Annotated in this window: 21 protein-coding genes and 1 tRNA gene; 19 read left to right on the top strand and 3 right to left on the bottom strand. The window is 70.7% G+C overall.

All coding sequences use genetic code 11. The annotated features are described in order from the left end of the window. Positions 1 to 58: 58 nt before the first annotated feature. From hemE to ABQ271_RS09240, 10 genes are all read left to right on the top strand, one after another. Positions 59 to 1,177, top strand: a complete 1,119-nt coding sequence (gene hemE, locus ABQ271_RS09285) for a uroporphyrinogen decarboxylase (RefSeq protein WP_349310885.1) — start codon at positions 59 to 61, stop codon at positions 1,175 to 1,177. After that, positions 1,162 to 2,523 carry an FAD-dependent oxidoreductase gene (locus ABQ271_RS09280; protein WP_349308487.1) on the top strand — a complete coding sequence of 454 codons (1,362 nt, stop codon included), beginning with the start codon at positions 1,162 to 1,164 and terminating at the stop codon, positions 2,521 to 2,523. Before hemE ends, ABQ271_RS09280 begins: the two co-directional genes overlap by 16 nt. Beyond that, the gene (hemQ, locus tag ABQ271_RS09275) at positions 2,513 to 3,196 is read left to right on the top strand and encodes a hydrogen peroxide-dependent heme synthase (RefSeq protein ID WP_349308486.1); all 684 of its coding nucleotides are present in this window, start codon (positions 2,513 to 2,515) and stop codon (positions 3,194 to 3,196) included. Before ABQ271_RS09280 ends, hemQ begins: the two co-directional genes overlap by 11 nt. After that, a complete protein-coding gene (locus tag ABQ271_RS09270; protein ID WP_349308485.1) occupies positions 3,193 to 4,422 on the top strand; it encodes a ferrochelatase in 1,230 nt (409 codons plus the stop codon). The genes hemQ and ABQ271_RS09270 overlap by 4 nt, the downstream gene beginning before the upstream one ends. Next, positions 4,419 to 5,333, top strand: a complete 915-nt coding sequence (gene hemC / locus ABQ271_RS09265) for a hydroxymethylbilane synthase (RefSeq protein ID WP_349308484.1) — start codon at positions 4,419 to 4,421, stop codon at positions 5,331 to 5,333. The genes ABQ271_RS09270 and hemC overlap by 4 nt, the downstream gene beginning before the upstream one ends. 62 nt (positions 5,334 to 5,395) lie before the next feature. After that, positions 5,396 to 6,103, top strand: coding sequence for a uroporphyrinogen-III synthase (locus tag ABQ271_RS09260; protein ID WP_349308483.1), 708 nt, complete (start codon positions 5,396 to 5,398; stop codon positions 6,101 to 6,103). Beyond that, entirely contained in the window at positions 6,100 to 7,095 is a 996-nt protein-coding gene (gene hemB, locus ABQ271_RS09255) for a porphobilinogen synthase (protein ID WP_349308482.1), read from the top strand. Before ABQ271_RS09260 ends, hemB begins: the two co-directional genes overlap by 4 nt. Further along, a complete protein-coding gene (gene hemL, locus ABQ271_RS09250; protein ID WP_349308481.1) occupies positions 7,092 to 8,399 on the top strand; it encodes a glutamate-1-semialdehyde 2,1-aminomutase in 1,308 nt (435 codons plus the stop codon). The genes hemB and hemL overlap by 4 nt, the downstream gene beginning before the upstream one ends. Positions 8,400 to 8,565: 166 nt before the next feature. Beyond that, the gene (rsmA, locus tag ABQ271_RS09245) at positions 8,566 to 9,405 is read left to right on the top strand and encodes a 16S rRNA (adenine(1518)-N(6)/adenine(1519)-N(6))-dimethyltransferase RsmA (RefSeq protein WP_349308480.1); all 840 of its coding nucleotides are present in this window, start codon (positions 8,566 to 8,568) and stop codon (positions 9,403 to 9,405) included. 264 nt (positions 9,406 to 9,669) lie between these two features. Continuing rightward, positions 9,670 to 10,584, top strand: coding sequence for a phosphodiesterase (locus tag ABQ271_RS09240; RefSeq protein ID WP_349308479.1), 915 nt, complete (start codon positions 9,670 to 9,672; stop codon positions 10,582 to 10,584). On the opposite strand, the gene ABQ271_RS09235 is transcribed toward ABQ271_RS09240, so the two are convergent. Then, a complete protein-coding gene (locus tag ABQ271_RS09235) occupies positions 10,544 to 12,112 on the bottom strand; it encodes a stealth conserved region 3 domain-containing protein (RefSeq protein ID WP_349308478.1) in 1,569 nt (522 codons plus the stop codon). The two genes, ABQ271_RS09240 and ABQ271_RS09235, sit on opposite strands and share 41 nt — an antisense overlap. A gap of 94 nt (positions 12,113 to 12,206) precedes the next feature. Between ABQ271_RS09235 and mgrA the strand changes: the two genes are divergently transcribed. The 6 genes from mgrA to ABQ271_RS09205 are packed head-to-tail and all read left to right on the top strand — an operon-like array spanning position 12,207 to position 18,270. Next, positions 12,207 to 13,280 (top strand): L-glyceraldehyde 3-phosphate reductase, encoded by a 1,074-nt coding sequence (gene mgrA / locus ABQ271_RS09230; RefSeq protein WP_349308477.1) that lies wholly within the window; start codon positions 12,207 to 12,209, stop codon positions 13,278 to 13,280. Next, positions 13,277 to 14,203: a 4-(cytidine 5'-diphospho)-2-C-methyl-D-erythritol kinase gene (locus tag ABQ271_RS09225; protein WP_349308476.1), complete on the top strand. Its 927-nt coding sequence runs from the start codon at positions 13,277 to 13,279 to the stop codon at positions 14,201 to 14,203. The genes mgrA and ABQ271_RS09225 overlap by 4 nt, the downstream gene beginning before the upstream one ends. 38 nt (positions 14,204 to 14,241) lie before the next feature. Continuing rightward, positions 14,242 to 15,552, top strand: coding sequence for a GNAT family N-acetyltransferase (locus ABQ271_RS09220; RefSeq protein WP_349308475.1), 1,311 nt, complete (start codon positions 14,242 to 14,244; stop codon positions 15,550 to 15,552). 2 nt (positions 15,553 to 15,554) lie between these two features. Next, positions 15,555 to 15,869, top strand: coding sequence for a hypothetical protein (locus tag ABQ271_RS09215; protein ID WP_349308474.1), 315 nt, complete (start codon positions 15,555 to 15,557; stop codon positions 15,867 to 15,869). 19 nt (positions 15,870 to 15,888) lie between these two features. Further along, positions 15,889 to 16,404 (top strand): hypothetical protein, encoded by a 516-nt coding sequence (locus ABQ271_RS09210; protein ID WP_349308473.1) that lies wholly within the window; start codon positions 15,889 to 15,891, stop codon positions 16,402 to 16,404. A gap of 57 nt (positions 16,405 to 16,461) precedes the next feature. Continuing rightward, positions 16,462 to 18,270: an ABC-F family ATP-binding cassette domain-containing protein gene (locus tag ABQ271_RS09205; RefSeq protein WP_349308472.1), complete on the top strand. Its 1,809-nt coding sequence runs from the start codon at positions 16,462 to 16,464 to the stop codon at positions 18,268 to 18,270. An 18-nt stretch (positions 18,271 to 18,288) separates the two neighbouring features. Here the strand turns inward: ABQ271_RS09205 and ABQ271_RS09200 are convergent, their stop codons facing one another. Beyond that, positions 18,289 to 19,203, bottom strand: coding sequence for a pseudouridine synthase (locus tag ABQ271_RS09200; RefSeq protein WP_349310884.1), 915 nt, complete (start codon positions 19,201 to 19,203; stop codon positions 18,289 to 18,291). A gap of 13 nt (positions 19,204 to 19,216) precedes the next feature. Next, the gene (locus ABQ271_RS09195) at positions 19,217 to 19,714 is read right to left on the bottom strand and encodes a MarR family transcriptional regulator (RefSeq protein ID WP_349308471.1); all 498 of its coding nucleotides are present in this window, start codon (positions 19,712 to 19,714) and stop codon (positions 19,217 to 19,219) included. Positions 19,715 to 19,795: 81 nt separating this feature from the next. Between ABQ271_RS09195 and ABQ271_RS09190 the strand changes: the two genes are divergently transcribed. The 3 genes from ABQ271_RS09190 to ABQ271_RS09180 all read left to right on the top strand — a co-directional run bounded on the left by ABQ271_RS09190 (position 19,796) and on the right by ABQ271_RS09180 (position 22,353). After that, positions 19,796 to 19,867 (top strand) — tRNA-Gln (locus ABQ271_RS09190). A 1-nt stretch (position 19,868) separates the two neighbouring features. Continuing rightward, positions 19,869 to 21,344 (top strand): bifunctional UDP-N-acetylglucosamine diphosphorylase/glucosamine-1-phosphate N-acetyltransferase GlmU, encoded by a 1,476-nt coding sequence (gene glmU, locus ABQ271_RS09185; RefSeq protein WP_349308470.1) that lies wholly within the window; start codon positions 19,869 to 19,871, stop codon positions 21,342 to 21,344. Next, entirely contained in the window at positions 21,316 to 22,353 is a 1,038-nt protein-coding gene (locus tag ABQ271_RS09180) for a ribose-phosphate diphosphokinase (protein WP_349308469.1), read from the top strand. Before glmU ends, ABQ271_RS09180 begins: the two co-directional genes overlap by 29 nt. Positions 22,354 to 22,475: the final 122 nt, after the last annotated feature.

Here is a 22,475-nt window from a genome sequence, read left to right as displayed (position 1 = left end):
CGGAGAACCCCCTTGGATCGCGACTAGTATATCGATTAACCGATTCGAGGAGTTCATCATTCCCGGCCTCAGCCACCCTCTCGTCGCCGCACGCACTCGCGAGTCCCGACTCGTCCGTGCACTCCTGGGCGATCGCCCCGACATCACCCCCGTCTGGTTCATGCGCCAGGCGGGTCGTTCGTTGCCGGAGTACCGTGCGCTCCGCTCGCAGGGCACCATGCTCGAGGCGTGCCTCGATCCCGCTCTGGCGAGCGAGATCACGATGCAGCCGGTGCGCCGTCACGGCGTCGATGCGGCCATCTTCTTCAGCGACATCATCGTGCCGCTCGCGCTCCTGGACATCGACGTCGAGATCGCGGCGGGCCGCGGTCCGGTGTTCTCGCAGCCGCTGCGGACCGCCGCCGACATCGCGCGCACCGTCGCGATCGACCCGGCACTCGTGACCGAGCGCGGCGAGGCGATCGCGGATGCCGTGGGCCGAACCACCGCGATGCTCGCCGATCAGTCGGAAAAACGCGGTGAGCCGCTGCCGCTCATCGGCTTCGCCGGTGCCCCCTTCACTCTCGCGGCCTACCTCGTCGAGGGCGGGCCGTCCAAGGACCACCTCGCGGCGCGGCGCCTCATCCACGAGGACCCGGCCGCCTGGCGCGACCTCACGATGTGGCTCGCCGAGGTCACCGGTCGCTTCCTCGCCCTGCAGATCGAGGCGGGGGCGAGCGCCGGTCAGCTCTTCGACTCGTGGGCGGGCGGGCTGAACCCCGACGACTACCGCGCGTCGGTGCTCCCGGCATCCGTTGCCGCGCTCGATCACGCGCGGTCGCTGCCGCTTCCCGAAGGCGTCGACCGCCTGCCGCTCGTGCACTTCGGCGTCGGCACCGGCGAGATCCTCGCCGACATGGCGACGCCCGATATCGATGCGCTCGGGGTGGACTACCGCGTCCGCCTCGGCGACGCGCACCGCCGCATCGGCCGCGACCTGACCCTGCAGGGAAACCTCGACCCGGCGATGCTGTTCGCCCCCGAGGAGGTGCGGACCCTCGAGGTCCAGCGGATCCTCGAGGATGGGCTCGCCGCCCGCGCCCACGTCTTCAACCTCGGCCACGGCGTTCCCATGGAGACCGACCCCGACGCGCTCTCGGCGGTGGTCCGCACCGTCCACGAGTGGCGGGCGCCGTGAGCCACGACGTCGTGATCGTCGGCGGCGGCATCGCCGGCCTGACGATCGCGTGGGAGCTGGCTCGCGCGGGACGTGACGTCGTCCTCGTCGAGGCGTCGGAGTGCGCCGGGGGGATGCTGCGCCGCGGCACTGTCGCCGGCGTCGACGCCGACCTGGGCGCCGAATCCTTCGCCACGCGGACCACGGGTGTCGCCGACCTCGTCGCCGACGCGCGTCTGCCCGTCCAGCTCGTCGAGCCTGCACCGGCGGGGGCGCACGTCGCCTTCCGCCGCCGCTCCGGCCGGGTCGACCGTGCCCCGCTGCCGCGTCGCGCGCTCGTCGGCCTGCCCGCCGACCCCCTCGCCCCCGATGTCGTCCGGATCCTCGGCCGCAGCGGCGCCCGTCGCGCAGCGCGGGAGCGGCTGATTCCCCTGTCCGCGGGAGACGAGCCCTCCCTCGCGGAGCTGGCGACCACCCGGTTCGGACCGCGGGTCACCGCCCGCCTCGTCGAGCCGCTCTGCCGGAGCGTGTACTCGCAGAGCGCGGACTCCGTGCGCCTGTCCGCGCTCCACCCCGTGCTCTGGGAGAAGGCCCAGGCGCTCGGCTCATTGACCGACGCCGTCGGCGCCCTGGCCCCGGCTGTCCGCGCCGGTTCCGCCGTCCGCGGCGTCGAGGGCGGACTCTGGCGTCTCGCGGCCGAACTCGAGGCAGCCGCCCTCCGAGCGGGCGCCGTCATCCGCACCGGCACGCCCGTCCGTGCGGTGACCGGCACGAGCGTCGAACTCGACGACGAGGCGCTGTCGGCCGCGGCTGTCGTGATCGCGACGGGACCGACCGCCGCCGCCCGGCTGCTGCAGGTCGAGGTCGCCCCGGCCCCGCCCGTCGGGCTCGTCGTCACCGAGATCGTCGCCGACGGTCTCGACGCCTTCCCGATCGGCTCGGGCGTCATCGCCGCGCCCGACGTCGACAGCGCGGCGAAAGCCCTCACGCACGTCGACGCGAAGTGGGAGTGGGCGTCCGCCGCCCTCCCCGCCGGCACGCACCTCGTGCGGTTGTCCGCGCACGACGGCCGCCACGACGAGCTGACGGATGCCGCCGGTGTCGCGACCGCCGTCCGCACCCTCACCGGGGTGCGGGTCTCGCCGGCCGATATCCGCCGCATCGTCCCCGTCGCGTGGCCCGACGCCGTCGCGACGCCGCCTGTCCGTGCGGCGGTCGAAGAGGCTGCGGCGACCCACGGCATCCGACTCGCGGGAGCCGTCGCGGCAGGAACCGGGCTCGCCTCGGTCGTGCCGCACGCGCGTGCACTCGCCTCCGATCTCCTCTCCCATCCGACCCCCTCCGAAGGAGCACGTCATGTCCGCTGACGAGACTGTCCCCGGCCTCGGCTACACCCTGTTCGCGATCCTCGCGGGTCCCCGGCCGCGCACCGGAACGCCGTCACCGGCAGACCTGGAGGCCGTCCGGGATGTCGCCGACGGGTTCGCCGCCGACGGTGTCACGCTCCGCGGGTTCTACGACGTGACCGGCATGCGCGCCGAGGCCGACCTCATGATCTGGCTGCACGGCGAAGACCCCGCCGCCCTGCAGAAGGCGCTCCGCCAGCTGCGCCGGACCGCGGCGCTCGCCTCCTTCACCAACGTGTGGAGCGCGATGGGCGTGCACCGCGAGGCGGAGTTCAACAAGCGTCACGTCCCCGGTTACCTCCGCGGCGAGCACGCCCGCGGGTGGCTCTGCCTGTACCCGTTCGTCCGCAGCTACGAGTGGTATCTGCTCCCCGAAGAGGACCGCTCGCGCATGCTCGCCGAGCACGGCCGCAAGGGCGCCGTCTTCCGCGACGTCGTCGCGAACACGGTGTCGACCTTCGGCCTCAGCGACTACGAGTGGCTGCTGCCCCTCGAGAGCGACGACCCCATCAGTCTCGTCGACATGATGCGCGAGCTCCGGGCGACGGATGCCCGTCGCCACGTGCGCGAGGAGGTTCCGTTCTACACGGGACGACGGATCGAGATCGACGAACTGGCGGAGGTGCTGTCATGAGTGCAGAGAACATCGGCGGAGAGTTCCGTCCCAAGCCGCCGCGCGCGACGCGCACGGTCGTGGCCGAGGGCGCCGTCATCCCGAACGCCACCGAGGGAGCGCAGGCGGGGGACCCGCACGCCACGATCCCCGTCGCCTATGACGGCATCCTCCTCCTCGGCTTTGGTGGGCCCGAGGGCCAGGACGACGTCATCCCGTTCCTCCGCAACGTCACGTCGGGCCGCGGCATCCCGGACGAGCGACTCGAAGAGGTCGCGCATCACTACCGTCACTTCGGCGGGGTGTCGCCCATCAACGAGCACAACCGCGAGCTGAAGGCGGCGCTCGACGCCGAACTCGCGGCTCGAGGGCTCGAGCTGCCCGTCTACTGGGGCAATCGCAACTGGATGCCGTACGTCACCGACGCGATCGATTCCGCCTTCGCCGACGGGCGGCGCAAGCTCCTCGCCATCGCGACGAGCGCGTACAGCTCGTACTCGTCGTGCCGCCAGTACCGCGAAGACCTCGCGGACGCCGTTGAGGCTACCGGCCACCAGACCGACATCCAGATCGACAAGGTCCGGCAGTTCTTCGACCACCCCGGGTTCGTGGCCCCGTTCGTCGACGGCATCCGCGCGGGCATCGCCGAGCTCGCCGAGCGTGGCGTCACCGACCTCGAGAGCGAGGTCGAGATCCTCTTCTCGACGCACTCGATCCCCACTTCCGACGCCGACCGTTCGGGCCCGCCGGAGCGCGGCTTCGGACCGGGCGGCGCGTACGTCGCCCAGCACCTCGCCGTCGGCCAGGAGATCGTGTCGCGTCTGGGCTTCCCCGGCGCGTGGCAACTCGTCTTCCAGAGCCGCTCCGGCCCGCCGCAGGTGCCGTGGCTCGAGCCCGACATCAACGACGCGATGCAGGATCTGCCCGGCCGCGGGCGCAAGGCCGTCCTCATCGTGCCGCTCGGGTTCGTGAGCGACCACATGGAGGTCATGTGGGACCTCGACACGGAGGCCATGGAGACGGCGGAGGAGCTCGGTCTCATCGCCGTCCGCACCGCGACCCCCAGCACCCACCCGACCTACGTCGCCGGTCTCGTCGACCTCGTCGAGGAGCGGCTGAAGGGCACGCCCGCAGCCGACCGCCCCGCCGTGACCGACCTGGGACCCTGGTACGACGTGTGTCGCCCCGGCTGCTGCGAGAACAAGCGTCTCGGCTTCCAGCCGGCGCTCTCGGGCGTCGCACCGTGACCGCGTTGCGCCTCGGAACGCGGGCGAGCCTGCTGGCGACGACCCAGTCGCAGCACGTGGCGGATGCCGTGGCCGCGGCATCCGGTCGTGAGGTCGAACTCGTTCCGATCACGAGCGACGGCGACATCCTCACCGGTCCGCTCGCGCAGATGGGTGGGACGGGTGTGTTCGCCACGGCTCTCCGCGACGCGTTGCTGCGGAACGAGTGCGATTTCCTCGTGCACTCGATGAAGGATCTGCCGACGGCTCCGTTCGAGGGGATCGTCGTCGGGGCTGTGCCCGTTCGCGCCTCGCAGCGCGACATCCTGCACTCCCGCGAGGGCCTGACGCTCGACGAGCTGCCCTCGGGCGCGCGCGTCGGCACGGGGTCGCCGCGTCGCGTCGCGCAGGTGCTCGCGCGTCGCCCCGACCTGGTGGTGGAGGGCATTCGCGGCAACGTCGACAGCCGGCTCCGGAAGGTCGCCGACGGCCAGTACGACGCGATCGTCCTCGCCGAAGCCGGGCTCCGCCGCATCGGGCGCGACGCCGCGATCACCCAGGTGCTCGACTGGCCCACCTCCGCCGCGCAGGGCGCTCTGGCCGTCGAGGTGCGCGACGGGGATGCCGAGGTCGCCGCCGCCGTGCGCCTCGTCGAAGACGCCGACACGGCCCTCGCCGCGAACCTCGAGCGGGCCGTACTCCGCCGCCTCGAAGCCGGCTGCGCCGCTCCCGTCGCGATCGACGCCGAGCGTCACGGCGACGTCGTCACGCTGGTGGCGCAGGTCTACGCCGAAGACGGTGGGCGATCCGTCGGTGCGTCCCGCCAGCTCGACGTGCACGTCGACATCGATGCCGCTGCGGCCGACGTCGTCGCCGAGCTCCTCGAGGGCGGTGCCGCCGACCTCGCCGATCTCGCCGGGTCGTCGCGATGACCGGCGGTGGCTTGCGCGGTGCCCGAGTGCTCGTTCCCCGCGCCGGGGGATGGGGGGAGCGCGTGCGCGCCGACCTGAACTCCCGCGGCGCCGAGGCAGTCCTCGCACCGCTCATCTCGTCTGCAGCGCCGCGCGACACCGCGGCGCGCGACCGCGCGTTCGCCGCCCTCGCCGACGGTGCGTATGCGTGGCTGTTCGTCACGAGTGCCGCGAGCGTCGAGCAGCTCCGTCAGCACGACGTCGCGATCCCCGCCACCACTCGTATCGCCGCCGTCGGCCGCGCGACCGCCCGCGCCGTCGCCGATGCCGGGTGGGAGGTCGACTTCGTCCCGGCTGGCGCGTCGTCGGCGACGGCCCTCGTCACGCAGTGGTGCGCCGACCGCGTTCCCGCCGCGACCGGCCGCGCCCTCGTCGTCCGGAGTGATCTCGCCCAGGCCGTCGTGAGCGATGAACTCGAGGTCCGCGGGTTCGCCGTCGACGTCTGCATCGCCTATCGCACCGTGGGCGTCGATCTCGACCCCGCCGTCGTCGAGGGCCTCCGGTCGGGGGACATCGACGTCGTGCTCCTCACCTCGTTGAGCGTGGGGCGCGAGCTCCGCCGCCAGGTGGGACAGCTCCCGGCATCCACCCTCGTCGCCTCGATCGGACCGGGGACGACGCGCGATGCCGCGGTCCTCGGTTTCGCCGTCGGCCACACCGCCCAGACCCAGAGCATCGACGCGCTGATCGCCGAGCTCGACGCCCGCGTTCCCTTGGAGAAGCACTCATGACCTCGTTCCCCACACGTCGCCTTCGCCGCTTGCGCGGCACGCCCGCACTCCGCCGCCTGGCCGCCGAGCATCACCTCGTCCCCTCGCAGCTCGTGCTGCCGGTGTTCGTGAAGGAGGGCATCACCTCCTCGCAGCCGATCGCGAGCATGCCGGGGGTGTCGCAGCATCCGCTCGACGCGATCGCCGACGTCGTCGACGAGGCGGCCGCGGCGGGCATCGGCGGGATCATGCTCTTCGGCGTGCCCGCGGTCCGCGACGCGGTCGGCAGCGGCGCGACCGATCCCGACGGCATCCTCAACCGTGCGATCGCGGTCGCCGCTCGCGCCGCTGCAGGACGCCTCACGGTGCAGGCGGACCTCTGCCTCGACGAGTTCACCGATCACGGCCACTGCGGCCTGCTCGCCGCCGACGGCTCGGTCGACAACGACGCGACGCTCGAGGTGTACGCCGAGATGGGTGTCGCCCAGGCGCGCGCCGGCGCGGACGTGCTGGGACTGTCCGGAATGATGGACGGCCAGGTCGCCGCGGTCCGCGCAGGGCTGGATGCCGCCGGCTTCGCGCACGTCGCGATCCTCGCCTACTCGGCCAAATACGCCTCCGCCTTCTACGGCCCCTTCCGCGACGCCGTCGAGTCGACCCTGCAGGGCGACCGCCGGACCTACCAGATGGACCCGGCGAACGCACGCGAGGGAGTCGAAGAGGCCCTCGTCGACATCGCCGAGGGCGCCGACGTCGTCATGGTGAAGCCCGCCATGCCCTACCTCGACGTGCTCGCCCGCGTCTCGGACCGCTCGAACGTGCCGGTGTGGGCATATCAGGTGTCGGGGGAGTACGCGATGATCGAGCACGCCGCCGCGGCCGGCCTCATCGACCGCGAGCGGGCCATCGGCGAGAGCCTCGTCGGCATCCGCCGGGCCGGGGCCGACGTCATCCTCACCTACTGGGCCATCGAGGTCGCGCACTGGCTGCGCGCCGGAAGGGAACTCGCATGAGCCGTAACCAGGAGTTGTTCGACCGCGCCCGCGGAGTGATCCCCGGCGGCGTCGACTCGCCCGTCCGGGCCTACGGGTCGGTCGGCGGGACGCCGCGGTTCATGGTGTCCGCGCAGGGCGCGTATGTGACCGATGCCGACGGCCGCGACTACGTCGACCTCGTCGCCAGCTGGGGGCCCGCCCTCCTCGGGCACGCGCACCCCGCCGTGATCGAGGCGGTCGTCGAGGCCGCCCGCCGCGGGCTCTCGTTCGGCGCGCCGACGGCGGCCGAAACGGAGCTCGCCGAGGAGATCCGCTCGCGCGTTCCGGCTGCCGAGAAGATCCGTCTCGTCTCCACCGGCACGGAGGCGACGATGACCGCGATCCGCCTCGCGCGCGCGGCCACCGGGCGCGACCTGCTCGTGAAGTTCGCCGGGCACTACCACGGCCACTCCGACGGCCTGCTGGCTCAGGCCGGCTCGGGTCTCGCGACGCTCGCGCTGCCCGGATCGGCCGGTGTCCCCGCGCCGATCGCCGCGCAGACGCTCGTCATCGGGTACAACGACCGCGCCGCTGTGGAGGAGCTGTTCCGCGCCCACGAGGGCAAGATCGCCGCGATCATCACCGAGGCCGCCGGCGCGAACATGGGTGTCGTGCCGCCGGCGCCGGGCTTTACCGCGTTCCTGTCAGACATCGCGCACCGGAACGGCGCACTTCTCATCAGCGATGAGGTCCTCACCGGCTTCCGCTCCTCGCGGTCGGGCTACGCCGGCGTCCTGGATGCCGCCGGCGAACACGTGGTCCCCGATCTCATCGCGTTCGGCAAGGTCATCGGCGGCGGGCTCCCCGTCGCCGCCGTCGCCGGACGCGCCGAGATCATGGACCTCCTCGCCCCGACCGGTCCCGTCTACCAGGCCGGCACGCTGTCGGGGAACCCGGTCGCCGTCGCCGCGGGTCTCGCGACCCTCACGCACGCCGACGACGCGGTGTACCGCACGCTTGATTCGGTCGCGCACACCGTCGCGGACGCGGCATCCGCTGCGCTCACCGAGGCGGGCGTGCCCCACGTCGTGCAGTGGGCGGGGACGCTGTTCAGCATCTTCTTCGGCGAGAGTGTCGTCGGTGGCGTGCCCGACTACGCGACCGCGACCTCGCAGGATGCCGACGCCTACGGCCGCTTCTTCCACGCGATGCTCGAGGCCGGCGTCTCGCTGCCGCCGTCGGCATTCGAGGCATGGTTCGTCACGGCGGCCCACGATGATGCGGCGATCGCCCGCATCGTCGACGCCCTGCCCGCGGCGGCGGAGGCGGCGCGGGGGAGCTAGCCCGCCGGGTGCCGGTGCCGCCCGGGGCGGGTGCAGTCGCACGACCGACTCGGCCGGTCCCGCCTCAGAGGCCCCACGAGGTGCGTTCCGCACCACCGATCGTGCATGCGGCATGCCCCGGCGCAGCCCGCGGGCGGCCGCGTCCTGCGCAACTAGGCTGGAACTCATGCCCGTCACCCTCCTCGGAGCCTCCGAGATCCGCGCTCTCGCTGCCGACCTCGACGTCACTCCGACCAAGAAGCTCGGGCAGAACTTCGTTGTCGACGCGAACACGGTCCGGAAGATCGTCGCCGCCGCGCGCGTCACTGCGGCCGATCGTGTCGTGGAGGTCGGTCCCGGCCTGGGGTCGCTCACCCTTGCGATCCTCGAGACGGGCGCACCGGTCACCGCGGTCGAGATCGATCACCGGCTCGCGGAGCGGCTGCCCGCGACGGCTGCCGCCCACGGCGTGCCCGACGGCGCGCTCACCGTCGTCGCAGAGGACGCGCTGCGCGTCACGGAGCTCCCCGGTGACCCCGACGTCCTCGTCGCGAACCTGCCGTACAACGTCAGCGTCCCCGTCCTCCTGCACTTCATGGAGCACTTTCCATCGATCCAACGCGGCGTGGTCATGGTGCAGGCCGAGGTCGGCGAGCGGCTGGCCGCTCCGTCGGGCTCGAAGATCTACGGCTCCCCGAGCGTCAAGGCCGCCTGGTACGGCGCGTGGCGACTGACCGGCACTGTCTCTCGTCAAGTCTTCTGGCCCGTCCCCAACGTCGACAGCGTGCTCGTCGGATTCCAGCGGGGTGGTGAGCCCCGCGGCACCGAAGCGGAGCGCCTCCGCACCTTCGCGATCGTCGACGCCGCGTTCCAGCAGCGCCGCAAAATGCTCCGCCAGGCGCTGTCCACCGTGCTCGGCGGCTCGTCCGCTTCCGCGAGCGACATCCTCGAGCGTGCCGGGGTCGCGCCGACGGCCCGCGGCGAGGAACTGACGATCGAGGATTTCGTCCGCATCGCCCGCGTCTGAATCGTCGGCATCCGCCGTCGCGCCGTCCGCCCCACCAGCCGGCCACGCGCGGAGCTTCCCGAGGAGATGACGCCTCCAGAGGAGCGGATGCCGAGATTCGGCCCTCGGCATCCGTCATCTCCTCGCGAACCGCCCCCTCGTACGCCGTCGCAGCGGTTTTCAGCGAGTTCGCGCGTCGTTCATCACCCGTTCCAGAAACATGCCGGTAACATTTGGATGCAAGGCGAGGGCACCCGAGCCCTTGCACTGACGGAAGAAGTGACCATGCGCCGCGCCGAGCACCCGGCCGCCGAACGGATCCTGCTCCACCTGAGTGACACGCATCTGCGCGGTCCAGGACCCCGTCTCTTCAACAGCGTCGACGGCGAAGCGTCGTTGACCGCAGCACTCGACGCGATCGAGACGAGCGGCGTCGCTCCCGATGCGATCGTTTTCACGGGCGACCTCGTCGACCTGGGGGAGGCCGCCGCCTACGACGCGATCCGCGCACTCGTCGAGCCGTTCGCCGAGCGACTCGGGGCGCGCCTGATGTGGGTCATGGGCAACCACGACGATCGCGGTGCGTTCCGAGCGCACCTGCTCGATGAGGCGCCCGCAGACCCGACGGCGCCGTTCGACCGCGTCGACGAGCTCGACGGCCTCCGCATCGTGACGCTGGACACCAGCGTCCCCGGCCACCACCACGGCGAGCTGTCCGACGCTCAGCTCGACTGGCTGCGCGGCGTGCTGGCGACTCCGGCACCGCTGGGGACCGTGCTCGCCATGCACCACCCGCCGGTTCCGAGCGTCCTGCCGCTGGCGGCCAGCGTCGAGCTGCGCGATCAGCGTCGGCTGGCCGACGTCCTCCGCGGCAGCGATGTGCGCGCGATCATCGCCGGACACCTGCACTACTCGACGTTCGCGACGTTCGCGGGAATCCCCGTCTCCGTCGCATCATCGACCTGCTACGCCCAGGACCTCACCGTTCCGGTCGGCGGCACGCGTCCGCAGGACGGCGCGCAGGCGTACAACCTCGTCCACGTCTACGACGACACGGTCGTCCACTCGGTCGTTCCGATCGACGTGCCGCGCCCGCTCGAGTACATCGACCCGGATGAGGCTCAGCGACGCCTGCGCAAGGCAGGCGTCACCGGCTCGGTCACGCGTGCAGCTCGATCGAGCGTGCCGGCGCTGCACTGACGGCGGGGTCTTCCCAGGGGGCGCGGATCGGGAAGAGGCGCTCCAGGAGGCCCGTCACGGCCCGCACGCGCACGGCCTCGGGGACCTCGAGGTCACCGCCGTCGTTGAGGCAGAACATGTCGACGTCGCCGCGCTCGGCGAGGCGCTCCATCCGTCGCAGCGACGCGGCCTGCGTCGTCTGGAAGTACCGCACACGCGGCGCGGTCGACGCGATCGCACGCCCCGTGAACTGCGCGTAGTAGTGGTATAGGCAGTTGGTCACCGACACGTCGGTCGCGGAGCGGAAGCGGGATGCCGCGGTCCGCCGGATCTCCTCGGGGAACTCCTGCTCGAGTTCGAACATGACGCTCTTGCGCAACGGCGCCGCGCAGTGCTCGAGGTCGCGGACGATCGTTCGTCCGAAGCGCTCTCGGAGAAGCTCGCGGTTGTGGCGCAGCGCGTTGTCGTGCCCGCTCCGCGCGACGCGACGGGGACCGGTGCCGATGCGGACCTCGCACTCCACGAACGACGAGACGCCCGCGGGGGAGAAGAACAGTTCGGGGGACAGCGGACGACCGAAGAACATGTCGTCGTTCGAGTAGAGGAAGTGCTCCGACAAACCCTCGATGCGGTGAAGCTGTGCTTCGACGGCGTGCGAGTTGTGCGTCGGCAGGACCGAGGTGTCCTCGAAGAACTCCTCGCTCCGGACGATCGTGACCTTCGGGTGGTCGAGCAGCCACGCCGGGGCGGGGGAGTCGGTCGCGATGAAGATGCGGCGAACCCACGGCGCGTACATGTGAACGCTCCGGAGCGCGTAGCGCAGCTCGTCGACGTGACGGAAACGCGCCGGGCCGTCGTCGCCGTCGCCGACGACGTACTCGGACAGCTGCGCTGCCCGCTGACGCTGGAACTCGGAGGAGGAGCCGTCGACCCATGAGAAGACCATGTCGATCTCGTGGGTGATCTCGGCCGGGTGCGGGTCGAACATGCCCTGCACGGTCTGCCAGGTGCGACCGTACCGCTCAACGGTGCCCGGTTCGATGTCCTCGGCGGCGAACACGCGCCGAGTCAGGTCGTTCGCGTGCGGAGCCTCGACGAGCTCTTCGCCGAAGCGCCAGAACTCGACGCGGACGCCGTTGCCGGCGCCGTAGCGGAGCTCGCCCGCGATGCGGGGACGGAACACGCGCACCGAGGCGGGGCCCGAGGCGCGCAGGCGCAGCTCGCCGAACGGCACGGGCGTGCCGCCCTTCGCCTTCGCGTAGAGCGGCTCCGTGACGGCCTGATCCGCGAGCGCGGTAAGAGCACGGCTGCGGTGGACGAGGTCGACCACGAGACCGGGGACGGAGCCGGAGTGACGGATGAGGAGATGCGGGATGCCGGCATCCGACAGCGAATCGGCGATCAGCAGCAGGTCGGCGATGCGAGCCTGCTCGGGAGTGGTGTCGTCATGGCGCAGATGCAGCATGCCTCCGATGAGGACGATGTCCTCGCGTTCGAGGAGCGCGGTCCAGGAACCACCCTCGGACGGCAATGCAGTCAGTCGCGCCATATGTTCTCCTTCGATGTGCGTCTTCGGTCGAGCAAGAATAAGCGTCGGTCGTTTCGCCGACGTTTCCGGTGTCTGCGATCGCTAGCCTGGGAGGATGACCGATTACGCCGACCGTTTCCCCCCATCGCGCAATGGCGACACCCACCGCCCCTATCAGGCGGCGTCCTCCCGCTACGATGCGGGGGCTTTCCGCCAGGTCGGCTCGAGCGGCCTGTATCTGCCGGCGATCTCGCTGGGACTCTGGTGGAACTTCGGGGACAACATCCCCTTCGACAACCAGCGTACTCTGCTCCGGCACGCCTTCGACCGGGGCGTCACCCATTTCGACCTGGCCAACAACTACGGCCCGCCGTTCGGGTCGGCTGAGGTCAACTTCGGTCGCATGATGCGGGAGGATTTCTCTCCCTACCGGGACGAGCTCATCCTTTCGTCGAAAGCCGGTTACGACATGTGGCCGGGGCCGTACGGAAACTACGGTTCCCGTAAGTACCTGATCGCAAGCGCCGAGCAGTCGCTGACGCGCATGAGCGTCGACTACGTCGACATCTTCTACTCGCACCGCGCTGACCCGGTGACGCCGATCGAGGAGACCATCGGAGCCCTCGACACCCTCGTTCGTCAGGGCAAGGCGCTCTACGTCGGCATCTCCTCCTACAGCGCGGAGCGCACGGAGGAGGCGGTAGCCGTGGCGAAGAGCCTCGGAACGCCCCTCATCATCCACCAGCCCTCTTACTCGATCCTCAACCGCTGGGTCGAAGACGGTCTCACCGACTCGCTCCGGACGGCTGGGATGGGCGCGATCGCCTTCACGCCGCTCGCGCAGGGCCTCCTCACCGACAAATACCTCGGCGATGGCCGCGCCGACCGCGCGCAGAGTCGCTTCTCGCTGCCCGACGGCCGGCTCAGCGAGAAGGCCCTCGACACGCTGCGCTCGCTGAACGACATCGCGAAAGAGCGCGGTCAGACGCTCGCGCAGATGGCGATCCAGTGGGTGCTCCGAGACGAGGTCGTGACCTCGGCTCTCATCGGCGCATCCCGCCCCGAGCAGCTCGACCAGAACCTGGCAGCCGTCGACGGTGCCCCGTTCGACGACGACGAGCTGGCCCGGATCGATCAGCTGTCCGGTGCGATCGACGTCGACCTGTGGGCCGATTCGGCCAACGCGTGAGTCTTCCCCTCGACACGTCCCGGCGCGTGCACGTGCGCGCGCCGGGCAAGATCAACCTCTTCTTCGAGGTCGGTCCCGTCGGCGACGACGGCTACCACGACGTCGCCTCCGTCTATCAGGCGGTGTCGCTGTTCGAGGATGTCTGGGCGTCGCACGCTGAGATCACCACTCTCTCGGTCAGCGGAGACGTCGACGTGTCGGGGGTTCCGCTCGACGAATCGAACCTCGCGCTGCGCGCCGCCCGACTGGTGACCGATGCCGTCGGCTGGGAAGGCGGCATCCGTCTCGAGATCCATAAGGGAGTGCCGGTCGCGGGCGGGATGGGCGGTGGCTCGGCTGACGCTGCCGCAGCCCTCGTCGCGGTCAACGAACTCGTCGACGGCGGTCTCACCGCATCCGACCTGCACGCGCTCGCGGCCCAGTTGGGCGCCGACGTCCCGTTCGCGCTCCTCGGCGGCACGGCGGTCGGCACCGGCCGAGGCGACGAGCTCGCTCCGGCGCTCGGCCGCGGATCGTTCTCGTGGGTCTTGGTCTCGGATGGCGGGGGACTGTCGACCCCGGAGGTCTACGGCACCCTCGATCACCTCCGCGCCGAGGCCGACATCGCTCCCGACCGCACGCTGCCATCGGTTGATCCGGCCATCCTGTGGGCTCTTCGGTCGGGGGATGCCGCGGCCCTCGGCGCCGCCATCCGCAACGACCTGCAGCTCGCAGCCGTCCATCTCCGGCCGGACCTTGCGATCCTGCTCGATGAGGGGGCCTCGGCCGGAGCACTCGGCGGGCTCGTGTCGGGCTCCGGACCGACGACGGCGTTCCTCGCCACCGACGACGGGCACGCCCGGCGGATCGCGGAGCGCCTGGCCGCATCCGGCCACCAGGTTCACGCGGTCACCGGGCCGGTTGCCGGCGCCCGCGTCATCTGACCTCGCGGAGTGTCGGCACATCCCCATAGCCTGGAGGAATGAGCTCTCTTGCTGACCAGTTCCATTCGGCCGCGCTCGACGAGAACCTGACCGCGGCGTTCGAGGCCCGCGGACTCCGGGCCGCCCGCGTGGGTGACGACGACCGCGACGGTGCGCATCGATGGCAGGATGCCGTCGCGCGCGGGTTCCTCGACGGGGAGCCCACCGAGACGCAGTACACCGAGTCGTTCGCGCGCAGCGGCTACCGCCGCAAGGTGGGCGTGTACGACCCCGCCGGAGTGCAGGCGGAGGTTCCCGTCGCGACCTTCGCGTCGTGGGGGACCGAGGTGACCCTGGCGGTCGACGCGGCGGTGCCGATGTGCGCCATCAGCGCGGTGACCGTCGCGCCGACGCACCGGCGCCGCGGCATCCTGAGCACTCTCATGCGCGGCGAACTGCGGACGGCCGCCGCCCTCGGCTTCCCGATCGCGGGCCTCACGGTCAGCGAGTCGGGGATCTACGGCCGATTCGGTTTCGCCCCCGCCGTCGCCGCCACCTCGTGGGAGATCGCCACCCGCCGCACCGGCTGGGTCGGACCCGAGGCGCCGGGGCGCATCGACTACATCACCCGCGAGCAGGGACGGGATGCCGCGACAGCGCTGCACGAGCGCATCCGACTGACCACTCCCGGCGAGATCGCCATGCCCGGCGGGCACTGGGACCGTACATTCGGAACGCGACCGGATGCCGAGAAGGCCGACAAGCTGCGCGTCGTGCAGTACCGCTCTCCGGAAGGCGAGGTCGAGGGCGTCGCGATCTACAGCATCGCCGAGGACGACGACGACTGGTCCGCCTCGACCGCGACGGTCTCGCGGGTCGTCGCGGCGACGGATGCGGCCTACGCCGGGCTCTGGCGGTTCCTGCTGTCCCTGGACCTCGTCGGGACCGTCCGCGCCAGCGAGCTTTCGCTCGACGAGCCGCTCTGGTGGATGCTCGACAACAAGCGGGCCGCCCGCATCCACACCAAGGATCACCACTACCTCCGCATCCTCGATGTCCCGGCGACCCTCGAAGCACGCCGGTACGACGTCGACGACGTGATCGCGCTCGAAGTGACCGACCCGCTCGGCATCGCCGACGGCACCTTCGTCCTGTCGGCCGGGGGAGCCCCCGGCGTCGACGTCGTCGATGAGCCTCCGCTCGGGATTCCGCTCGTCCGCGTGGGGGTGGCCGAACTGTCGGCGATGATCCTCGGCGGTGTCTCGCCGGTCACTCTCGCCCGCGCCGGGCGGATCGAGACCGACGACCCGCACCGCATCGCGCGGGTGTTCGCCTCGACCACGTCGCCCCGACTGAGCTTCTGGTACTGATCGTGGTGATTCTCGGGTGGGTCGCCCTCGGCGTCGGCGCCGCTTTGCTGGTGTGGTCGTTGTGGGCGACCCTCCGGGCCAATTCGGATCGGACGGTTCCCTGCAACCGTGACACGGAGGTCGTGCCTCGGGGCTCGATCCTCTCCCGGGCGATCGGCGCGGGCATGTCCGTGCTCTCGGCCGTACTCTTGAGCACGCAGCACGGCCCCTGGATCGTGGTGCTGCCCCTGGCGGTGGCCGTAGCCGGCTTCCTTGCCATCGCGCATCACAACCGGCGCGTCGGCCGTGCCGATATCGAGAGGGGACACAGTGCCTGAGGATCCGAACCTGACAGGTGTGCTCCGTCGCATCGACGAACGCATCGCGACGGTCGAGAAGGCCGTGCTCCTGTTGCCCGCGCTCGCCGCGGAGGCTCTGCTGATCGTGTCGCTCTTTCTCCCGTTCGTGACCGTCCGGTCCTTCCAGAAGGACGACGAGGTCATCACGCTCTTCCAGCTCGGCACGCTGTTCGGCGGGGGAAACAGCAACGGCGAGAGCGGCGAGGTCGATGGCGTCGGGGTGCTTTTCGGCGTTGCCTTCCTCGGGCTGATGCTCGTCATGCTGTGCGCGGTCGCCGCGGTGGCGGTGGTCCTGCGCGGGAATGTCTCGCCGCGCGGCGCCGCCGCGACCACGACGATCGGAGTCCTTCTGACGGTGGGGACGCTCGGTGCGTGGTTGGTCGTCGGACTCGGCATCACTGCCGATTCGCCCTGGGCGCCCGAGGCAGGGTCGTTCACGCTGGTTGCGGCGGCGGTCCTCGTCGCCGTCCTCGCTTTCGCGCCGCCATTCCGGCGCATCTGGATGCGTCGATGATCTCTGGTCCTCACCGGCGGCACAGGGGGTGTCCGGTCGCCGCGTAGCCTGGAGACGATGGCACATCTTCTCGGGGCTGAAGCCCTGCACCTGGAATACCCGACCAAAGTCGTCTTCGAGGGCGTCTCGCTCGGCGTCGACGAAGGCGATCGCATCGGCATCGTCGGACGCAACGGCGACGGCAAGTCGAGTCTCATGGCGATGCTCGCGGGCCGACGCGAACCCGATTCGGGGCGCGTGACCGTTCGCGGTGGCGTGACGATCGGCGTGCTCGAGCAGACCGACGTCCTCCCCGACGACCTCACCGTCGGACGCGCCGTCGTCGGCGACGGCCCCGAGCACGAGTGGGCTCGCGACCCCCGGATCCGCGACGTCCTGTCGGGGCTGCTGTCGGACCTCGACTGGGATGCCGCCATCGGCACGCTCTCCGGTGGCCAGCGCCGCCGCGTCGCGCTCGCACAGTTGCTCGCCGGCGATTGGGACGTCCTCGCCCTCGATGAGCCCACCAACCACCTCGACGTCGAGGGCATTTCGTGGCTCGCCGAGCACCTCAAGCGTCGCTGGGCCGCGTCCTCCGGCGCACTCATGATCGTCACCCACGACCGGTGGTTCCTCGACGAGGTGTGCACGAAGACGTGGGAGGTCCACGACCGCATCGTCGAGCCCTTCGACGGCGGGTACGCCGCCTACATCCTGCAGCGCGTCGAGCGCGACCGGCAGGCCGCCACCATCGAGGCGCGTCGCCAGAACCTCGCTCGCAAGGAGCTCGCGTGGCTGCGCCGCGGCGCCCCCGCGCGGACGACCAAGCCGAAGTTCCGCATCGATGCCGCGAACGAGCTCATCGCCGACGTCCCCGAGATCCGCGACCGCGTCTCGCTGCAGTCTCTCGCCGTCGCCCGCCTCGGCAAGGACGTCGTCGACCTCCTCGACGCGGGGGTCGCCTACGACGGCCGTGAGATCCTGCGCGACGTCGAGTGGCGCATCGCACCGGGGGAGCGCACCGGCATCCTCGGCGTCAACGGCGCCGGCAAGTCCACGCTCCTCGGCCTCGTCTCCGGCGCCGTGCAACCCACGAGCGGTCGGGTGAAGCACGGCAAGACCGTCAAGGTCGCAACCCTCACGCAGCGCATGGACGAGCTCGATCCGCACCTGAACGAGCCGGTGCGCGTCGTCGTGTCGGGGCTCCGGACGACGTACACGTTCGGCGCCGGATCCAAGGCGCAGGAGCTCACCCCGGGTCAGCTCCTCGAGCGGATGGGCTTTGCCTCGGCCCAGCTCTCCACTCCCGTGAAGGACCTCTCCGGCGGGCAGAAGCGCCGCCTCCAGCTACTGCTGATCCTCCTCGACCAGCCGAACGTCCTCATCCTCGACGAGCCGACGAACGACCTCGACACCGACATGCTCGCCGCGATCGAGGACCTCCTCGACTCCTGGGCGGGCACGCTCATCGTCGTCTCCCACGACCGCTACTTCATGGAGCGCGTGACCGACCAGCAGTACGCCGTCATGGGCGGCGGGCTCCGCCACCTCCCCGGCGGCATCGAGGAGTACCTCCGCCTCCGCGCAGCCCACCCGCAGGCGACCGGGGCGACGGCCCGAGTCGGTCAGACGACGGATGCCGCGGCACCGACGGCATCCGCTCTCTCCGGAGCCGATCGCCGCACGGCCGAGAAGGAGGTCTCGAGCCTGGAGCGCCGCATCAGGAAGCTGAGCGACCAGATCGCGACCGCGCGGGCGGCGCTGGCTGAACACGATCAGAACGACTACGTGGGACTCGGCGAGAAGATGCAGCGGATCACGGCGATGGAGACCGAGGTCTCCGAGGCCGAGGACCGCTGGTTCGAGCTCAGCGAGCAGCTCAGCTGATCCGAGGCGCCTGACCTCTCAGACCCGAGCGGCTTCGCGCAACTCCAGCCCGGTCGTGAACTCGCGCGGTCGCCCGCTCAGCGGGTCGACGAAGCGCAGTTCGCGTGCCAGCAGCTGCAGGGGGCGGTCCGGGTCGTCCGGTGCCTCGTCGAGCAGGTCGGGGTAGAAGCGGTCGCCCAGGATGCCGAGACCGATCCCCGCGAGGTGGGAGCGCAGCTGGTGCATCCGTCCGGTCCGCGGGTGCAGCCGCAGATGCGCGGTTGTCGCCCCGATGCGGATCGCCTCGACGCGCGTCTCAGCGTTCGGCTCCCGGTCCTCGTGCACGACGGCGCGGAGGCTCCCACGTGTGCTCGTGAGATGCGAGCGCACGGTGAGGGGGAGCTCCGGCATCCCAGCCCCGGGGATCGACGTGACCGCCTCGTAGACCTTGTCGACCACGCGGTCGGCGAACAGCTTCTGGTACGCCCCACGGGTCGCCGGGCGGACGGAGAACATCACGAGCCCGGCGGTCGCGCGGTCGAGGCGGTGGATGGGCGTGAGATCGGGATTGTCGAACCGCTGACGGAGCCGCACGAGCGCGGAGTTGCGGAGGAATCCGCCTCCGGGAGTCGTCGGAAGGAAGTGCGGTTTGTCGACGACGAGGAGGTCGTCATCGACGTGGCGCACCGTGACCTCGTACGGGATGTCGGGTTCGTCGGGGGGCTCCCGGTAGTACCAGATGAAATCCTCGGCACCCAGCGCGGTCTCGCGCGTGAGGGGCGTGCCGTCGAACGCGACGACCTCGGCTCGGTCGAAGCGGCTGAGAAGGATCTCCGGGTCGATGTGATCGAATCGCCCGGTCACATAGTCCGCGATCGTCGCCCACGGACCCGTCCGCGGCACGCGGAGCCGCGTGGGTCCGACCCCGTCGCGGACGGGCAGGGGGGCGCGCATCGCCATCTCGGGCTCAGACGTCGAAGCCGAGGCTGAGCTTGCGCAGCAGCCCGGCGAGCCGGTCGCGGTCGGCTCGGGACAATTGGCTGAGGAGTTCCGCCTCGGCATCCACCAATCGGGTGATGGCGGCATCCACGCGGTTCCGCCCCTCCTCGGTCAGGGTCACGAGCACCCCTCGGCCGTCGCCGGGATCCGCCGCACGCACGACGAGGCGCCGTTCGACGAGCCGGTCGATCCGATTCGTCATGGTGCCGCTCGAGACGAGTGTCTGTTGCAGCAACTGCTTGGGGCTGAGCGTGTACGGCTCGCCGGCGCGACGAAGCGCGGAGAGGACGTCCCACTCCCACGGCTCCAGGTCGCTGCGGTGGAACGCCTCCCGACGGGCGCGATCGAGGTGGCGGGACAGCCGGTCCACGCGCGAGAGCACCTCGAGGGGGGAGAAGTCCAGATCGGGCCGCTGCGCGATCCACGCGCTCACGATCCGGTCGACCTCATCGTGTTCGGGGGCCATCTCCTCATCATCGCAGAGCGAGCGGAGCGTCGACCGCATGGCAGACTTGTCGGGCGGCTGCCGGACCCCGGACGGCCGCGGTCCGCCGTGGTGTAATGGCAGCACGACAGCCTTTGGAGCTGTGAGGTCTAGGTTCGAATCCTGGCGGCGGAGCATGACCGAGAACGCGCTCGACTCCCGCCTCGCCGTCGTCATCCTCGCCGCAGGCCAGGGAACGCGGATGAAGTCCTCCCTCCCCAAGGTGCTGCACCGCATCGGCGGACGCCCGCTCGTCGGCCACGTGCTCGACACCGCCCGCGACCTCGCTCCCGCGCACGTCGTCGTCGTCGTCCGCCACGAGCGCGACCTGGTCGCCGATGCCGTCCTCGGCATCGCGCCCGAGGTCGTCGTGGTCGATCAGGACGAGGTTCCCGGCACCGGTCGCGCCGTCGAGGTCGCGCTCGACGCGCTCGGCAGCTTCGACGGCGACGTCCTCGTCCTGAGCGGCGACAGCCCGCTCGCCGACTTCGATACGCTCGACGCTTTCGTCGCGGGACACCGGGCTGCCCAGGCCGAGGCGACGCTCATGACGGCGGTGCTGGACGACCCGACCGGTTACGGCCGCATCATCCGCGAGAGCGACGGCAGCGTCGCCCGCATCGTCGAACAGAAGGATGCCTCGCCCGACGAGGCAGCCGTGTCCGAGGTCAACGCCGGCATGTACGTCTTCACGGCCGCGATCCTCCGGGAGCATCTGCCGCAGGTCGGAAACGACAACGCCCAGAACGAGAAGTACCTCACCGACATCGTCGCGCTCGTGCGTCGCACGGACGGGCGGGTCGCGGCATCCGTCGCCAAGGACGTCACGGTGACCTACGGCGTCAACGACCGGGTGCAGCTGTCCGAGGTCGGCCGCTTGCTGAACGCCCGCACCGTCCGTCGGTGGCAGCTCGAGGGCGTCACCGTCCTCGATCCCGCGACGACCTGGATCGACGTGACCGCAACGCTCGCGCCCGACGTCACCGTGCTCCCGAACACCCACATCCTGCGTTCCACGACCGTCGCCGAGGGCGCCACGATCGGGCCCGACACGAGCCTGGTCGACTGCGAAGTGGGAGTCGGTGCGACCGTCACCCGCACCGACGCGACGCTCGCCGTCATCGGTGCCCGTGCCACCGTCGGACCCTTCGCGTACGTGCGCCCGGGCACCGAACTGGGCGCACGCGGCAAGATCGGCACCTTCGTCGAGACCAAGAACTCGACGATCGGCGAGGGCAGCAAGGTGCCGCATCTCTCGTACATCGGCGACACGTCGATCGGGCGAAACGTCAACCTGGGCGCGGGGGCGATCACCGCCAACTACGACGACATCACCAAACACCGCACCGAGATCGCCGACGAGGTCCACGCCGGCTCGCACAACGTGTTCGTCGCGCCCGTTAGGATCGGTGAGGGCGCGAAGACGGGTGCGGGAGCCGTGATCCGCAAGGATGTTCCGGCCGGCGCCCTCGCACTCAGCATCGCCCCCCAGCGGAACGTCGCGGGGTGGGTCGAGAACAATCGACCGGGAACGGGAGCGGCAGAAGCCGCCGCTCGCGCCCGGTCCGCACAGGAAGCTGGCGATGGGTCGCAAGAAGCAGCACACGGTTGACCTCGACACCGAGCGCGGAATCGCGCCGGGACTGGTGGCCAAGACCAAGAAGCGCCTCGTCGTCGCGTCGGGCCGCTCGCACGAAGAGCTCTCCGGAGACGTCGCTATCTCCCTCGGGACGCAGCTGGTGCCCACCGAGCACCGCACGTTCGCCTCGGGGGAGATCCTCACTCGTTTCGAGGTGTCCATCCGCGGATGCGACTTCTTCCTCATCCAGAGTTTCGGGCCGCCCGTCAACGAGTGGTTGATGGAGACGCTGATCATGCTGGATGCCGCGAAGCGCGCGTCCGCGAAGCGGATCACCGTCGTCGCCCCGTACTTCCCGTACTCGCGGCAGGACAAGAAGGGCCGCGGTCGCGAGCCGATCAGTGCTCGCCTCGTCGCGGACCTGTTCAAGACGGCGGGGGCCGACCGGGTCATGAGCGTTGATCTGCACGCCGCGCAGATCCAGGGCTTCTTCGACGGGCCCGTCGACCACCTCTTCGCCAAGCCGGTCCTCCTCGAGCACTTCGAGAGGACGCTGTCGCCCGAAGACCGCGCGAAGCTCACGGTCGTCTCTCCCGACACGGGCCGCGTGCGTGTCGCCGACACCTGGTCCGACAGTCTGGGCGCTCCCCTCGCGATCATCCACAAGCGCCGTGATCCCAATGTCGCGAACCAGGTCACGGTCAACGAGATCGTCGGTCAGGTCGAGGGGCGTGTCTGCCTGCTGGTCGACGACATGATCGACACCGGCGGCACCATCGTGAAGGCCGCGCAGGCGCTCAAGGCCAGCGGCGCCGAGCGCGTCATCGTCGCCGCCACGCACGCGATCTTCAGCGATCCCGCTGTCGAACGCCTGCAGGACCCGTCGATCGACGAGGTCGTCGTCACCGATACGGTGCCGATTCCGGACGAGAAGCGTTTCCCGGCTCTCACGATCCTCCCGATCGCACCGCTTCTCGCCCGCGCGATCCGCGAGGTCTTCGAAGACGGCTCCGTCACGAGCATGTTCGACGGCGCCGCCTGACCGATCTCCCGGACATACGTCCAGGGGATCGGCTCGCCCCCAGCTGATACATAGGGTTCTGCAAGCATCGGCATGTGAGGACTGGGTTCTCTTGAGAGCATCGCCCCGCGCTCCCCACCGGG

Source organism: Microbacterium sp. MM2322 (assembly GCF_964186585.1).
Lineage (GTDB): Bacteria > Actinomycetota > Actinomycetes > Actinomycetales > Microbacteriaceae > Microbacterium.
Note: the sequence above shows the minus strand (reverse complement) of the source record. Positions and strands in the feature narration are given on the sequence as shown.